Raw genomic sequence first — 14,055 nt, 5'->3', positions numbered from 1 at the left:
GCCAGGAGAGAGCTATGCCAATCACCGAGCAGCAGTTGCTGCGGATTCTCCCGAACGCCGGCCGCCAAGCCGGCGTTTTTGTTCCTGTGCTGAACACGGCCATGAGCAAATACGGAATTGTCACCATTGCTCGCATTGCGGCGTTCATCGCCCAGGTCGGGCATGAGTCGGGCCAGTTGCGCTATGTGCGGGAGATCTGGGGCCCCACGGCGCAGCAGGCCGGATATGAAGGCCGTGCTGACCTGGGCAACACCGTTAAAGGGGATGGCTCAAAGTACCGTGGCCGGGGGCTTGTCCAGATCACTGGCCGGGCCAATTACGCGGCGTGCGGTGAGGCCTTGGGCCTGGACCTGATCAATCAGCCTGAGCTTCTGGAGCAGCCGCAGCACGCTGCAATGTCGGCGGCTTGGTTCTGGTCGACGAAAGGCCTGAACACCCTGGCAGATAAGGGCGAGTTCGTGAAGATCACCCGCCGGGTCAATGGAGGGGTCAATGGCCTTGAGGATCGCCAGCGGCTTTACGCCCAGGCACAGAAGGTGCTCGCATGACGCCCGGACAGAAGCTGGCTTGCCTGGGATCGGCGATGATCCTTTTGCTGGTCTTAGGCGCTTGTGGTGGTGTGTGGCTGGCTACCCGGCATTACCGGCCGCTACTCGACACCGCGAACACCAGCCTGGCCAGCGCTCAGTCGGCGCGCAACAATCTGGAAGCGCTGGCGGGCGAGCAGGGCAGGAAGCTCGGCGAGCTGGTGCTGGCTGGCAATGAGCGGGAGGCACTGGCGGCTCAGGCTCAGGCAGGTGCTAGAGAGTTGGCCAAGCCTGACTACGCCGCAGCAAACCGGTTATTGCAAGAGCGAACCGGCGGCGATCCAACCCAGGCAGCAGCATTGATCATTGATCAGGAGTTGGGATTATGAGGCGGACTACCGGCTTTACACCTGGTGTAATGATGGTCGCTTTGTGTTTTGTGCTGGCAGGGTGCGGAACGCGAGAGCCCGAGGTGCGCACTGTTCGGGTGGAGGTGCCGGTGCTGGTTCCGTGCAAGACGCAGGAGGTTGCAGTGCCGCCTTGGGCTACAGCGAGCTTGAAGAAATCTGACAGCGTGGAGCTGAAGGTCCGTGCGCTGCTGGCCGAGCGTCGACAGCGGATCGGGTACGAGCGAGAGCTTGTTGCAGCGTCTGGCGCCTGCCGGTAGGCCTCAACTCAAAAAGAATAAAACTGAGCTGAAAATCCGCTTTAAGAATAATGACGACTCAGACCTACATTCGCGGTCGCGAAAACTAACACGCACAAAAAGCAAAGCCTATCCCTCAATGAAAGCGGGCGTGGCGGGAAGATATCACAAAAGATGATGCGGCCTGCTTGGACCTAATTCCGTTATCAGGAATTCTTCCTAGAAAGTCCCATTATGGCGAATTCGGGGTTTTGTCAACCAAGCTTCGGAGCGATTTGGTCGAGCTGTCAACCATTGCAACTGATTGATCGCACGAAAATGAGAGGGTCACTGGTGGATAGCTAAGCGTGCATGCTGTCCTGCTACCCGCCAGCGCCCACGCGAATTAAACGTGGGAGCCGCTATTGAAGTAAAGCTGTAAATTAAGGAGTTGTGTTCGGTCGGCAGGACGCCGGGGATGGGGTTATGCAATTTTTGCATAGGCCGGAAAATACCCGCTGGGACCACTTCTGGAACCAACGGGTGCATTTCCGTGCGTTACGGGTGATTACTCATGACGACTTGGCCTTGCAAATACTGATCCGCAGTAATCACTGCAATGCGTTTTATACTGCATTTACATTTACTGTTGAAAAGTCAAAGTAAATACATGGTGAATTAATTGGAGAGTGCAAGGGGCTGCCATAATGTTGGCATCCCCGCGATATCCATTTTTATTGGATGGCCTCGCCACTTTTCTTACTGGCTACTCTATAGAGCCTTGCAACAGAATATGCTATCAATGAAACAATTATTATGCAATTCACATAGAAGGTTGGCGCGAAATACCTGAATTCCATCGATTGTGCGGAAATCAAGAAGCCAGCGTAATAAGCGTTGGCAATCGCCCAGATGCAGAAAAAGCGAGGGAAAATCTTTTTGTCAAAAATGAACACAAGGCACAGCATTGATAGCAGTACACTTACGAAAGGTCGGTAAACTAAAGAGCCAAGACTTTCAGCTCCATTGAAGAAGTATTCACGCATAGACGCCTGCTGAGTAGTGTTTCTTCCGCCCCACTCAATGGTTTTCTCGTCAACGTCGTGAATACCCCTTTTAATGCTTTCCAGGGGGGCTGTCATGCCATATACGCGAGCCCAAAAAGAAAGCTTCATCAATGCCCAGTCCAATGGCTGGCTTTTAATCATTGAAAAGTATACGGCTTTTACTTTGGCGCTGCCCTCCACAGAGGTTATGCAGGTCACTGGTAGAGGCGGGGCGCCATCCCAAAAAACGGCATTCAGGTACCGTTCGTTATATTTCTCTATAGCTCCCTCAGTACTTCCGCAAAAATCTAGAGAGTGCTTTAGCCGCTCTTCACCTGGCTGGCTTTTGGCAATAGCCACTATCTCCCAGGCCATACCCAGGGCTTCAGGTCTTGAGTTTTTCCTGAGATCGCTGTTTATGTAAAATACGAACGCAGTAGATATAATGATTGCTGCAATGGCATGCCACTTAAATGATTTAGCAAATAGTAAAATCAAAATAACAATTACAGGTGCCACTGCTATTGAATTGAGTCGCATCCCAAATAGAATGCAAAGCAGAATTGTGAGTGCAAAAAAGCTGGAGATCTTATTTAGCTTCATTGGCTCTATAGCGCTTATCATAACTCCAATTAATGCAATGCAAGTAAATACCAATGCTGAGTCAGTAATAATAGCGGGAAAAACAAAAAACATTGGAGTTGTAATTGTCAATATTGAGGAAAAAAATGCAGTAGCAGGCGGGAAGTCATTTAACAAGAATTTATAGGTTATTGCTGTCGCGGCGTAAAAAGAAAAAACCTGGAACAACGTGTAAAGCCCCAGCCCTCCAACAAGCCAAATCGACGCCTTCATAAAATATGACTGCATCGGAGGCAGAACAGTAAATCCACCTCCGGAAGACACGGCAGATGCAATTCTTGCAAGTCCATCGGCGGTAGCAATAAATGGATATATTGAAAGAGTGGAAATTACGGCAAGGATGAGGCATAGCGCAAGGGATAGGCGCAAGTCCAGGCACCTAAGGATCCTCAAAGGTCCTTTGCTGTTGATCATAATTGCTCTCCAGTTTTTGTGTTTCATGAATTCCCTTTCTCCGGTGCAGCCGGGGGTAAATTATTAATGGCCCGGATTCTACAAGAGAACGCCGGGCGTGTAAGTATCGAACGTCAGATAAGTGATAACTGCCACATTTGAGATTTTGTGCCCGTCATTGAGCGGGTTTATTTTTGCCTGGAGAAAAGCATGACCACTTCCGATAAAGACCGGGACATCCTGGCGCGCACGCTATGGGGTGAAGCCCGTGGTGAAGGCCTGGACGGCCAGATCGCCGTGGCCTGGACCATCCGCAACCGCGTGTTCGACGGCAAGGCCAAGTCCTGGTGGGGCGAAGGCTACGCCGGCGTGTGCCTGAAGCCATGGCAGTTCAGCTGCTGGAACCAGAACGACTCGAACTACGCCTACCTCAGCGGTGCGAAGCCGATCCCGGCCGCGCAACTCGCCCAGGCCCAGCGTGCTGCTGACCAGGTGATGGCCGGTGCGGTACCGGATCCAACCGGCGGGGCCACGCACTACTACGCAACCACGATGCCCAAGGCCCCGGCCTGGGCGGCGAAGGCCAAGCAAACGCTGCGCCTGGGGCACCACATCTTTTTCAAGGACGTGCCGTGATGACGCCCGTACAGAAGCTGGCCGGGCTGGTGGTGCTGATCCTGGCGCTGATGGCCAGCGCCGCCGGCGTCACCTGGCAGGTTCAGGAGTGGCGCACTGGCAAGACGCTGGCCGAGCAGGCCGGCCTGCACCAGGACGAGCTGGACAGGATCAGCGCGGTGGCCATCAAGCAAGTGCGCGACGAGCAGGACAGGCGCCTGGGCCTGGAGAAGACGCTGGCCACCTCCGATCAACAACACACCCGAGAACTTTCCGATGCTCAACGCAACCAGGCCCGCCTGCTTGACCGCCTTGCTACTACTGATTTGCGGCTGTCAGTCCTTCTCGACGCCACGGATTCAGCCAGTGGCTGCAACGTGCCTGCCGCCTCCGGCGCCGTCGGCGTGGTTCATGCAGCCCGTCGAGCCCAACTTGACCCAGCGCATGCTCAACGAATTGTCGCCATCACCGATGCCGGCGACCAAGGATTGATCGCGCTGCGGGCATGCCAGGCGTATGTCAGGGCTGTGGCCCCCTCAATACTTTCAACTCCAGCAGCAGCCGCTGATTCTCCCTGAAGAGATGGTCGCGTTGATCGGTCACCAGGTCGACGCTTTGAAAGCTTCTCTTGTCAGTCTGGTCATTGCCCATCGCCGATATGCGCTCAAGGGCGTCCCTCAGTGCCGTCTCTGCCGACGCTTTTCGGGTGGCGAGCAGGTCATTCATCTGGACCAGGCCCGCAACGTTCGCCCGTGCCTTGCTCAGCAGGCGATAGGCGGTTGTGAGCTCGTCCTCGAGTAGCGCGCATTGGTGCTTGTACATTTCCAGGGGCGTAGGGCACCCAAGCCACGTCGAGGTGTCTTCGTCGATGTTCATTGTGGGGTAATCCGAATACTGTATGCGCATACAGTAATCGAGGTTTGCAGGTTGTGCGATGTGAGGCGACGAGCTGTAGGGGATTTTGGTTTGGTGTTCGGTCGGCAGGACGCCGGGGGAGGGGATTAATCTTGTACCACTTTTTGTACCAATGACCGTGTTTGCCAGGGTAAATCCGGGTGTTTCTGAGGGAGCAAACCCCCGGATTCATTGGCTTTTACTACTTACCACTACCCATTGAAAATCGCTGTGTAATTCTGTTCCAGGGACATGAAACTACCTGTGGGATTTTCGCAAAGTGCAAGGGTACGGTGGCCGGCAGATCGCTGCAAGCGTGGGTTACTCGTCACGTCCTTCGAGCATCGTGCGCTTGAGCATCACATACACCGCCCCGGCACCGCCGTGGCGTGGTTGGCAGGAGGTGAAGCCGAGCACCTGGGGATGCTGGCGCAACCAGGTATTGACGTGGCTCTTGATCATCGGGCGCTTGCCGTCCAGGCGCACGGCTTTGCCGTGGGTCACGCGCACGCAGCGGATTTCGAATTTGGTGGCTTCGGCGAGGAAGGCCCACAGGGTTTCCCGGGCCTTTTCCACGGTCATGCCGTGCAGGTCGAGGCTGCCCTCGAAGGGGATCTGCCCGGCCTTGAGCTTGCGCACCTGGCTTTCCTGGACCCCATCGCGGGACCACATCAAATCGTCTTCGGGGCCTACGTCAATCACGAACTGGTCCGACAGACCGTCCACCGTGGTGGCGTCAGTGCGCACCGTGGCCGCCTGGCGCAGCTTGGCGATCTGCGCGCGGTCGGCCTTGGGTTTGCCGGTGTCGGCGCGGTCGTGCTTGATCGGCTTGACGCCGCGCAGCTCGTTCTTGAACAGGGAAAAATCGTCGTCTTGCATGTCAGCCTCCGCGAAGGGCGGGCAGTTTACCCAAATCGAGGCGGTTGATGCGGGACAAAACGCTATCAGTGTTCCCTCAATCGTGCTTTTTCATCAGGTGCGAAGCAATGTTCAGCGCCAGGGGCTGGCGCATACGGCGTCGGCAACGGCGCCACAACCAGACACCCAGCCACAGGATCAACAGCCCGCTGCCCAGCAGCACGGCGGCACCGCCCGGGCTGGCATTCAGTTCGCCCAGCGCGGGCGAGTGGCCCAACAGGCCGGCACCACCGGCCAACGCAAGCAGTAAGCCAAACAACGCAAGCAACGCGGCAAATGCCACGCCCAGGCGCAGACGCCAGTTGCTCGGGCCCTTGGGGCGCAAGCGACGAGCGTCAAAACCATCGGATATCTTCATTCCGACCTTTCCTCCAGGGTATCGGCCCTTCGACCGGAAGATAAACAACTTGTTCCGGGCTGGGAGGCAATTGCGGTAAATGACAGGCTTTAGCGGATGAGCGGGGCCGTTGCGGTGGCCGCGCCGCTCATCGACAGGGCGATCAGATCAGATCTTGGGTCAGGGCGAGGGTGGCGAAGTTGTCGGCCATGATGGCCATTTCGGTCTGCTGGACATGTTCGGCGCTGAGGATGCCGCCTTTGTAAGGCAGGTCACGGGTGGCGCAGGCGTCTTCCACCAGGGTACAGCGAAAGCCCAGGTTCTTCGCCGCGCGCACGGTGGTGCTGACGCTGGAGTGGCTCATGAAGCCGCAGACGATCAGGTCCAGGGAGCCCAGGTCCTGCAGGGTTTTTTCCAGGAGCGTGCCGTGGAAAGCGCTGGGCAGCAGCTTGCCGATGATGGTTTCGTCAGCTTGCGGCTCCAGGCCGGGGATGAACTCGCCGCGCTCGCCCTGGGGGTCGAACAGGCCACCGACGGTGCCCAAGTGGCGGACATGCACGATGGGCCGCCCGGCCCTGCGTGCGGCAGCGCTCAGTTGCTGGATATTTTCTACGGCGGCGTCCATGCCTGACAGGGCGAGCGGGCCGCTCAAATATTCTTTCTGGGCATCGATGATCACAAGGGTCGCGTGGCTCAAATTGGCCGGTGCGTAACCGCGACCGCTGAGTTGAAACATCGTCTTTGGAACGGACATTCTGGGGCTCCTGTGAGTGGGGCTTTTGCGACATTGTCCTCTGGCTGAGCGGTTCTGTGAATCGCTACTAACGTAAGGTGCGCCGTTGTTGGCCTACAGCCATGTCAAGAGGGACTGCGGTGTAACAGAAAAACCTTGAATCAGGTTAAATCCGACGTGGCGCAAAGGTTTTTCATACATCGTCCGTACAGCTTAAGGCTGTTAGAATTGCCAGTCGTTTTTTCCTGGAGCTTGCCCCGTGATCACTTCCCGCCTGCGCACCTTGCGCGACCATATCCGTTGGGCTGTCAGCCGTTTCCATGGGGAAGACCTGTTTTTTGGCCATGGTACCGACAATGCCTGGGACGAAGCCCGGCAATTGGTGTTGGGTGCGCTGCACCTGCCTTGGGAAATTGCCGACAGCTATCTGGACTGTAACCTCGAAGAAGAAGAGATTTCCCACGTACAGCGCCTGCTGCATCGGCGTATCCACGAGCGCGTGCCCACCGCCTACCTGTTGAAAGAGGCCTGGTTCTGCGGCATGTCGTTTATTGTCGACGAGCGCGTGCTGATCCCGCGCTCCCCGATTGGCGAGTTGATCGAAAACCGTTTCGAACCCTGGCTGGCCCAGCCACCGGCGCGCATCCTCGACTTGTGCACCGGTTCCGGTTGCATCGGCATCGCCTGTGCCTACGAGTTCCAGGAAGCCGAAGTAGTGCTGGGGGACTTGTCCTTCGAAGCGCTGGAAGTGGCCAACCAGAACATCGAGCGCCATGGCGTCGACGAGCGCGTGTACACCGTGCAGGGTGACGGCTTCGACGGTTTGCCCGGCCAGCGCTTCGACCTGATTGTGTCCAACCCGCCGTATGTCGATGCCGAAGACTTTGCCGACATGCCCGACGAATACCAGCACGAGCCCGAGTTGGGCCTGGCCTGCGGTGACGACGGCTTGAACCTGGTGCGCCGGATGTTGGCCGAGGCGGCCGACCATCTGAGCGAGAAGGGTTTGCTGATTGTCGAGGTGGGCAACAGCCAGGTGCACGTTGAAGCGCTGTACCCGGAAGTGGATTTTGCCTGGCTGGAATTCCAGAACGGTGGCCATGGCGTGTTCATGCTGACGGCGCAGCAGTGCCGGGAGCATCAGGCGGTGTTTGCCTCCAGGGTCTAACCCGGTCCATGTAGGAGCTGGCTTGCCAGCGATGGCATCAACTCGGTGTGGCTGATACACCGAGTCGTCTGCATCGCAGGCAAGCCAGCTCCTACATTTGGTTTGATCAGTTAAAGCGTGTTGTCAGCGGTGCGTCGCAATCCAGATCAACAGCCCCGCCTGGAACACGGTGAACGCCACCAGGCAGGTGATGGTGAAACGCAGGCCGCTGTCCTCGCGCTTGAACTTGATGACCTTTTCTTCTTCGTGGCGCAGCTTCACTTCCTGCTCCGCCAGGTTCTGCTCAGCCTGTTGCAGCATCTGCGCGGCTTCGAGGATTTCCACGAACTGCACCTTCTCGGTGTTCCAGCTGTCCAGCACTTCGCTGACCTTGCCCGGCTGCACATGCCCCTTCAGATGCTGGACATCGGCATAGGCCACATCAAATCCCTGGATCCGCAAAAAGTGGTCGCGGCGCAGGCGGGTGGCTTCGTTCAATGCATCCTTGTTCGCCAGGTCCACGCCGTCGACGCGATAGTGCGACCACTTCTTTTTCGCCCATGCGGCACCCTGGGCCACCAGGAAGCGGCCCAGGCCTCGGTTGGCCGGCTCGATTTCCAGGCTGTTGCCCGGGCCAAAATGCACGCGGTGGGTGGCGTGGTCGACCCACACGTCCAGGTGATTCTGTTCGCGTCGCACCCGTTGGGCGGGTAATTGGATGACCATGCGCAGCAGGCTGTGGTCCTTGTTGTTGCGCTCGGCATAGCCAAATTGCACAAAACGCAATGGTCGGGCGCCGGTGGCGCGGTCGGTGGCCAAGGGCGCCAGGCGCAGCATCTTGAAGTGTTCGGCCTCAACCTCTGCCCACGGCAGCGCAGCCGCAGCCGCCGCTTCGGTGTCGGCGGTGGTGTCGGCGGGAGGTTGTGGTACTGCTTCGGTGTTCGTCATTCGGCGCGATCCTGTCCAAGCCCAGCAAGTCGACAGTCTTTTTGCTGTCGACCCTGTGCTTATCGGCCGTTTTCTCCAGGACTGGAGGGGCAATAGTCGCTTATCGGGGGCGAAGTCCGTCGATAAAGCCAACCAGGCGCCTGCCCAGCGCATCGGCGAGGGGCAACTGCGGGTCGTTGTAGGAGCTCAATTGCTGTTTCACATCGTTGGGCACGATGCGCATCACGTGGTTCATGCCGGGGATCACCGCCAGTTCTGCGTCGGGTTTGGCCTGCTTGAGCCTTTCGGCATCGGCCACTCCCACTTGCAGGTCGGTGGTGCCCTGGACGATCAGGGCCGGCATCGTCAAGCGGGCGAACGCCGCGGCGGGGTCGGCACGAAACAGGCTGATCAGGTATGGCTGCACGCTGGGACGGAAAATCCCTTGCAGCGGGCCTGGTACATCGGCATCCACCTGGCCGGCCTTGAGTCGATCAAGGATTTGGTTGCTGCGCAGCAGCAGGGCCGGCGGCATGTGATCTGCCAGTTGCTGGCGAATCACCTGGTCTACCGGGCGGGCACTGCCGGACAGGGAGATCACCCCGGCGGGCTCGAGTTCAGGGGCGGCGAGGGCAGCCACCAAGGCGCCCTCACTGTGGCCCAGTACCACCAGGGGGCCGAAACGTGGATCGGTCTTGAGCAATTGGCCCCAGGCCACCGCGTCGGCCACATAGGCGTCCAGGGTCAGGTTGCGCTCGTCGGGTGTGGCCTTGAGGCTGGCGGCCACGCCGCGTTTGTCGTAGCGCACGCTGGCAATGTTATGCCGGGCCAGGACCCAGGCCAGGCGCTTGAGGCTGTCGTTGCGTGCCCCTTCGGCGCTGTTGCCGTTGCGGTCGGTGGGGCCGGAGCCGGCGATGATCAGCACCACGGGCACCGGTTTGTCAGATTGGGGCAGCAACAGAGAGCCAAACAACTCGCCGCTGCCGGTGTCCAGGCTGATGGGGCGTTGCAGCACCACAGGGCTGGCGGCGTGGGCGACGGTACAGAACAGGGTGAGGGTGAACAGCAAAACTCGCAGCATCATCGCGCCATCATGAGGAAGGTGCCGGTTGGACCAACGTCTACCGGGAAGGTTTCGAGGATGAACTACTGGGTGAGCCTGCGTATACTGGCGCGCTTAGTTATCACGGTTGAGTTGATTCAACTGATTTCACGGAGCGCTCTGCATGTCCGGCAATACCTACGGCAAGCTGTTCACTGTCACCACCGCGGGCGAAAGCCATGGCCCGGCGTTGGTCGCCATTGTCGACGGCTGCCCGCCCGGCCTTGAGCTGTCCCTGGACGACCTGCAGCGCGACCTCGACCGCCGCAAGCCTGGCACCAGCCGCCACACCACCCAGCGCCAGGAGCCCGACGAAGTCGAAATCCTCTCCGGCGTGTTCGAAGGCCGCACCACCGGCTGCGCCATTGGCCTGCTGATCCGCAACACCGACCAGAAGTCCAAGGACTACTCGGCAATCAAGGATCTGTTCCGCCCGGCCCACGCCGACTACACCTACCACCATAAATACGGCGAGCGCGACTACCGTGGCGGTGGCCGCAGTTCGGCGCGGGAAACCGCAATGCGCGTGGCCGCCGGGGCCATTGCCAAGAAGTACCTGGCAACCCAGGGCATTGTGATCCGTGGCTACATGAGCCAGTTGGGCCCGATCGAAATCCCGTTCAAGAGCTGGGACAGTGTGCAAGACAACGCCTTCTTCAGCCCCGACCCGGACAAGGTGCCGGAGCTGGAGGCCTATATGGACCAGCTGCGCCGTGACCAGGATTCGGTGGGTGCAAAGATCACCGTGGTCGCCGAAGGGGTGATGCCGGGCCTGGGCGAGCCGATTTTCGACCGCCTGGACGCTGAACTGGCCCACGCGCTGATGAGCATCAACGCGGTCAAGGGCGTGGAAATCGGCGCCGGTTTCGCCTGCGTGGCCCAGCGCGGCACCGAGCACCGCGATGAGCTGACCCCAGAAGGTTTTGTCAGCAACAATGCGGGCGGCATTCTTGGCGGCATCTCGTCCGGCCAGCCGATTGTGGCGCACCTGGCGCTCAAGCCGACGTCGAGCATCACCACGCCGGGGCGCTCCATTGATGTGCATGGCAACCCGGTGGATGTGATCACCAAGGGCCGCCATGACCCGTGCGTTGGCATCCGCGCCACGCCGATTGCCGAGGCAATGATGGCCATTGTGCTGATGGATCACCTGCTGCGGCACCGTGGGCAGAATGCCGATGTGCGTGTAAGTACCCCGGTACTGGGCCAGCTGTGACGGTCTGACCGTGACCGCACTCCCGTACTGGCGACTTTCCAGCTTCTATCTGTTCTATTTCGCCCTGCTGGGGGCGACGGCGCCGTTCCTGGCGCTGTACTTCCATCATCTGGGGTTCTCCAGCGCGCGTATTGGCGAGTTGGTTGCAATCCCGATGCTGATGCGCTGCGTGGCCCCCAATATCTGGGGCTGGCTGGGGGACTACACCGGTCGGCGCCTGGCCATCGTGCGTTTTGGCGCGGTGTGTACGCTGCTCAGTTTTTCGCTGATCTTTGTCAGCCAGAGCTACGCCTGGCTGGCGCTGGTGATGGCCCTGCATGCGTTCTTCTGGCACGCGGTATTACCGCAGTTCGAGGTCATCACCCTGGCGCACCTGCAAGGCCAGACCTCGCGCTACAGCCAGGTCCGCCTGTGGGGTTCGGTGGGGTTCATCCTCGCCGTCGTCGCCCTGGGGCGGCTGTTCGAGGCCCTGAGCCTGGATATCTACCCGGTGGCGATCGTATTGATCATGGCCGGTATCATCGGTGCCAGCTGGTGGGTGCCCAATGCCCAGCCGGCTGCCACGGGCGAGCGCGGTGCCGGCGACGGCTTCCTGCGGCAACTGCGCAGCCCAGGTGTGCTGGCGTTTTATGCTTGTGTCGCCTTGATGCAAATGAGCCACGGCCCGTACTACACCTTCCTCACCCTGCACCTGGAAAGCCTCGGTTACAGCCGTGGCGTGATTGGTCTGTTGTGGGCTCTGGGCGTCGTGGCGGAAGTGCTGATGTTCATGGCCATGAGCCGGATCCTCTCGCGCTTCTCGGTGCGCCGGGTGCTGGTGGCCAGTTTCCTGTTGGCGGCGTTGCGCTGGTTGTTGCTGGGCGCGTTCGCCGAGTTCCTGTGGGCGCTGCTATTTGCCCAATTGCTGCATGCCGCAACCTTTGGCAGCTTTCATGCAGCGGCCATCCAATTTGTGCAGCGCAGCTTCGGTGCGCGCCAACAAGGCCAGGGCCAGGCCCTTTACGCCGCGCTGGCCGGTACCGGCGGCGCGCTGGGCGCCTTGTATTCCGGGTATAGCTGGAACCAGTTGGGACCGACCCTGACCTTCAGTATCGCCAGCCTCGCAGCCCTGGCCGCTGCGTTGATCATGGCGCAGCGCTTGCCCGAGGAGCGGCCGTGAGCCCGGCCCATCATCTGCAGACTCTTACCGCCCGAGGACCCTTTTTATGAGCATTCTTTGCGTTTATCACGTTTCTACCCCGGACACCCCGAACAAGGTCCTGACCCACGCTGACGACATTGCCTCGACCCTGGCCGAGCAGGGCGTGGGTTTCGAGCGCTGGCAGGCGAGTACCCGTGTCGAGGCCGGCGCCAGTGCGGCCGAGGTGAGCGCAGCGTACCAGGCGCAAATCGACACCTGCATGACGGCACACGGTTATGCGCAGGTGCAGGTGTTGAGCGTGAGTCGCGAGCATCCGCAAAAGGATGCCGTGGCTGCAGGTTTGCGCGACGAGTATCGCCATGATGCCGACGAAATCCGCCTGTTTGCCGCCGGGCGTGGGTTGCTCGGCTTGCACATCGACGATTACGTGTACACGGTGCTCTGCGAAAAACACGACCTGCTGCGCATCCCTGCCGGCATGCCGCGCTGGTTCGACTTGGGGGAAGAGCCGCGCGTGGTCGCGATCAGCCTGTTCCAGACGGCGTCCGGGGCCGTTGCGCAAGTAAGCGGCAGTGACATCGCCCAACATTTCCCTGGGTTGGATGATTGACGTTAGTTCACTCTCCGGAAACTTATTCAATACACCTAAGTTGGAAAAGTTTGTGGGAATGGGCTCTATAGTTTGTAAGTTCCAGCTATTTGTCTGTGGGTCGATGTGTTAATCCCAGGCTTTATGTAACTCTCCCGTCGCTGTGTATTTCGTCTGTCAATAGGAGGAATCCGATTATTGACAGTGCAAATCAATAAGAGACGGAGAGGTATGTATGAGCAGCCCAGAGGAGCCAACCCCATCCGTGGAGCCTGCGGCAGACGAAGCCTGTGTACAGGCATGCGACGGCCAGGCCGGCGGCGCGCAACTGGCGTTGCCGGATAAACCGTTGACCGCCAAGGAGTTGGAAATACTGCGCTGGGCCACGGAGGGCAAGACAGTGTGGGAAATCAGCCGGATCCGCTGTGTCTCACAGGCCACGGTGAAGTTTCATTTGCGCAATATCTACAGCAAGTTGCACGTCAATAACCGGGTCCAGGCGGCAAGCGAAGCGATCCGGCGCGGTTTATGCGGGTAAAAAAAGGGCCGTGAAGCGCAACGGCTTCACGGCCCTGGGAAACAAGCTGGTAGTCAGGCCGAGTGGTAGGTCGGCAGGGCAAAGCGGTGCTGGCTTTGCAGCATCGAAATCTGTGGCAACTCGCTGGCCTGTTCTGCCAGGTCACGGCGGATTGCGCTAATGACCCAGGTCAGTTGGTCGGCGGTGTGCAGTTGCTGGTACGAGATCGAGCGCTTGATCTGCTTGCCCTCGGTGTTGCGCAGGGTCAGCAGGATGCCACCGTCGGGACGTGGCTGGGTGGTGACGTCGTAGTTGGAGAATACAGAAGCGAATTTGTCTTGGATCAGGCTCATGTCTATCGGCTCCATTGGCTCGTGTTGTGCGGCATGGAGTGATAGGTGCAGTGATTGTGCCAGTATCGCTATTTATAAAAACATCATATAAATCAGCATCTTATAAAAATTCGAAATTTTCAGATTCGTGCAATATGCATGAATGGCCATCGTGCATCCTGCATTTTGCGCTATTGGCCGCTGACGAGCGGTGCTGGCGTTTACCTCTGGGCGGGATACAAAACATTGCAAATCCTGCGTGTACAGCCAGGGAACGGCTGTCGTATTTTCCTGCAAGTCATTCAGGAACGGTCCTACGCCGCATGAAGGCCCGCGCACCCTACCAACAATAAG

General features: G+C 58.9%; 18 protein-coding genes. 10 read left to right on the top strand and 8 right to left on the bottom strand.

From position 1 onward, the window contains the following. The first annotated feature begins 14 nt into the window (after window positions 1-14). From AC19YY_RS16290 to AC19YY_RS16280, 3 genes are read left to right on the top strand one after another with little or no spacing between them, the layout of a single operon-like run. The gene (locus AC19YY_RS16290; protein WP_115127801.1) at window positions 15-548 is read left to right on the top strand and encodes a glycoside hydrolase family 19 protein; all 534 of its coding nucleotides are present in this window, start codon (window positions 15-17) and stop codon (window positions 546-548) included. Then, window positions 545-916 carry a hypothetical protein gene (locus AC19YY_RS16285; RefSeq protein ID WP_115127802.1) on the top strand — a complete coding sequence of 124 codons (372 nt, stop codon included), beginning with the start codon at window positions 545-547 and terminating at the stop codon, window positions 914-916. Before AC19YY_RS16290 ends, AC19YY_RS16285 begins: the two co-directional genes overlap by 4 nt. A 29-nt stretch (window positions 917-945) precedes the next feature. Continuing rightward, a complete protein-coding gene (locus AC19YY_RS16280) occupies window positions 946-1,194 on the top strand; it encodes a hypothetical protein (protein ID WP_115129372.1) in 249 nt (82 codons plus the stop codon). Window positions 1,195-1,886: 692 nt separating this feature from the next. Here AC19YY_RS16280 and AC19YY_RS16275 read toward each other — a convergent pair. Next, window positions 1,887-3,254, bottom strand: coding sequence for a hypothetical protein (locus tag AC19YY_RS16275; protein ID WP_170060773.1), 1,368 nt, complete (start codon window positions 3,252-3,254; stop codon window positions 1,887-1,889). A 189-nt stretch (window positions 3,255-3,443) separates the two neighbouring features. Here AC19YY_RS16275 and AC19YY_RS16270 point away from each other — a divergent pair, with 189 nt between their 5' ends. Both AC19YY_RS16270 and AC19YY_RS16265 read left to right on the top strand, forming a co-directional pair. Then, on the top strand, window positions 3,444-3,869 hold the full coding sequence (locus AC19YY_RS16270) for a cell wall hydrolase (protein ID WP_115127804.1): 426 nt from the start codon (window positions 3,444-3,446) through the stop codon (window positions 3,867-3,869). Next, window positions 3,869-4,426 carry a lysis system i-spanin subunit Rz gene (locus tag AC19YY_RS16265; RefSeq protein ID WP_463989376.1) on the top strand — a complete coding sequence of 186 codons (558 nt, stop codon included), beginning with the start codon at window positions 3,869-3,871 and terminating at the stop codon, window positions 4,424-4,426. The genes AC19YY_RS16270 and AC19YY_RS16265 overlap by 1 nt, the downstream gene beginning before the upstream one ends. Here the strand turns inward: AC19YY_RS16265 and AC19YY_RS16260 are convergent. The 4 genes from AC19YY_RS16260 to AC19YY_RS16245 all read right to left on the bottom strand — a co-directional run bounded on the left by AC19YY_RS16260 (window position 4,368) and on the right by AC19YY_RS16245 (window position 6,751). Then, window positions 4,368-4,724 carry a hypothetical protein gene (locus tag AC19YY_RS16260; protein WP_115129373.1) on the bottom strand — a complete coding sequence of 119 codons (357 nt, stop codon included), beginning with the start codon at window positions 4,722-4,724 and terminating at the stop codon, window positions 4,368-4,370. The genes AC19YY_RS16265 and AC19YY_RS16260 overlap by 59 nt on opposite strands. Before the next feature lie 339 nt (window positions 4,725-5,063). Continuing rightward, entirely contained in the window at window positions 5,064-5,621 is a 558-nt protein-coding gene (locus AC19YY_RS16255) for a Smr/MutS family protein (RefSeq protein ID WP_169952807.1), read from the bottom strand. A gap of 76 nt (window positions 5,622-5,697) precedes the next feature. After that, complete coding sequence (locus AC19YY_RS16250; RefSeq protein ID WP_169952804.1) at window positions 5,698-6,018, bottom strand: hypothetical protein; 321 nt, start codon at window positions 6,016-6,018, stop codon at window positions 5,698-5,700. Window positions 6,019-6,160: 142 nt separating this feature from the next. Beyond that, window positions 6,161-6,751: a cysteine hydrolase family protein gene (locus tag AC19YY_RS16245; RefSeq protein WP_169952802.1), complete on the bottom strand. Its 591-nt coding sequence runs from the start codon at window positions 6,749-6,751 to the stop codon at window positions 6,161-6,163. 238 nt (window positions 6,752-6,989) lie between these two features. On the opposite strand from AC19YY_RS16245, the gene prmB reads away from it, so the two are divergent. Then, the gene (gene prmB, locus AC19YY_RS16240; protein ID WP_169952800.1) at window positions 6,990-7,898 is read left to right on the top strand and encodes a 50S ribosomal protein L3 N(5)-glutamine methyltransferase; all 909 of its coding nucleotides are present in this window, start codon (window positions 6,990-6,992) and stop codon (window positions 7,896-7,898) included. Window positions 7,899-8,021: 123 nt separating this feature from the next. Here prmB and AC19YY_RS16235 read toward each other — a convergent pair whose 3' ends face one another. Both AC19YY_RS16235 and AC19YY_RS16230 read right to left on the bottom strand, forming a co-directional pair. Further along, a complete protein-coding gene (locus tag AC19YY_RS16235) occupies window positions 8,022-8,825 on the bottom strand; it encodes a hypothetical protein (RefSeq protein ID WP_170057020.1) in 804 nt (267 codons plus the stop codon). A 100-nt stretch (window positions 8,826-8,925) separates the two neighbouring features. Next, window positions 8,926-9,888: an alpha/beta hydrolase gene (locus AC19YY_RS16230; protein ID WP_500604520.1), complete on the bottom strand. Its 963-nt coding sequence runs from the start codon at window positions 9,886-9,888 to the stop codon at window positions 8,926-8,928. Between the two features lie 142 nt (window positions 9,889-10,030). On the opposite strand from AC19YY_RS16230, the gene aroC reads away from it, so the two are divergent. The 4 genes from aroC (at window position 10,031) to AC19YY_RS16210 (ending at window position 13,390) form a co-directional block, all read left to right on the top strand. After that, window positions 10,031-11,122 carry a chorismate synthase gene (aroC, locus tag AC19YY_RS16225; protein ID WP_170042763.1) on the top strand — a complete coding sequence of 364 codons (1,092 nt, stop codon included), beginning with the start codon at window positions 10,031-10,033 and terminating at the stop codon, window positions 11,120-11,122. Between the two features lie 10 nt (window positions 11,123-11,132). Next, window positions 11,133-12,281 (top strand): MFS transporter, encoded by a 1,149-nt coding sequence (locus AC19YY_RS16220; protein ID WP_500604519.1) that lies wholly within the window; start codon window positions 11,133-11,135, stop codon window positions 12,279-12,281. A gap of 46 nt (window positions 12,282-12,327) precedes the next feature. Beyond that, window positions 12,328-12,873 (top strand): 1,2-dihydroxy-3-keto-5-methylthiopentene dioxygenase, encoded by a 546-nt coding sequence (locus tag AC19YY_RS16215; RefSeq protein ID WP_169952790.1) that lies wholly within the window; start codon window positions 12,328-12,330, stop codon window positions 12,871-12,873. Between the two features lie 214 nt (window positions 12,874-13,087). Then, complete coding sequence (locus AC19YY_RS16210) at window positions 13,088-13,390, top strand: response regulator transcription factor (RefSeq protein ID WP_169952788.1); 303 nt, start codon at window positions 13,088-13,090, stop codon at window positions 13,388-13,390. Between the two features lie 53 nt (window positions 13,391-13,443). Here AC19YY_RS16210 and AC19YY_RS16205 read toward each other — a convergent pair whose 3' ends face one another. Beyond that, window positions 13,444-13,722 (bottom strand): DUF3509 domain-containing protein, encoded by a 279-nt coding sequence (locus AC19YY_RS16205; RefSeq protein WP_038447301.1) that lies wholly within the window; start codon window positions 13,720-13,722, stop codon window positions 13,444-13,446. Window positions 13,723-14,055: the final 333 nt, after the last annotated feature.

Source organism: Pseudomonas sp. MF09156 (genome assembly GCF_059862305.1).
This window is presented reverse-complemented; position numbering and strand designations above follow the sequence as displayed.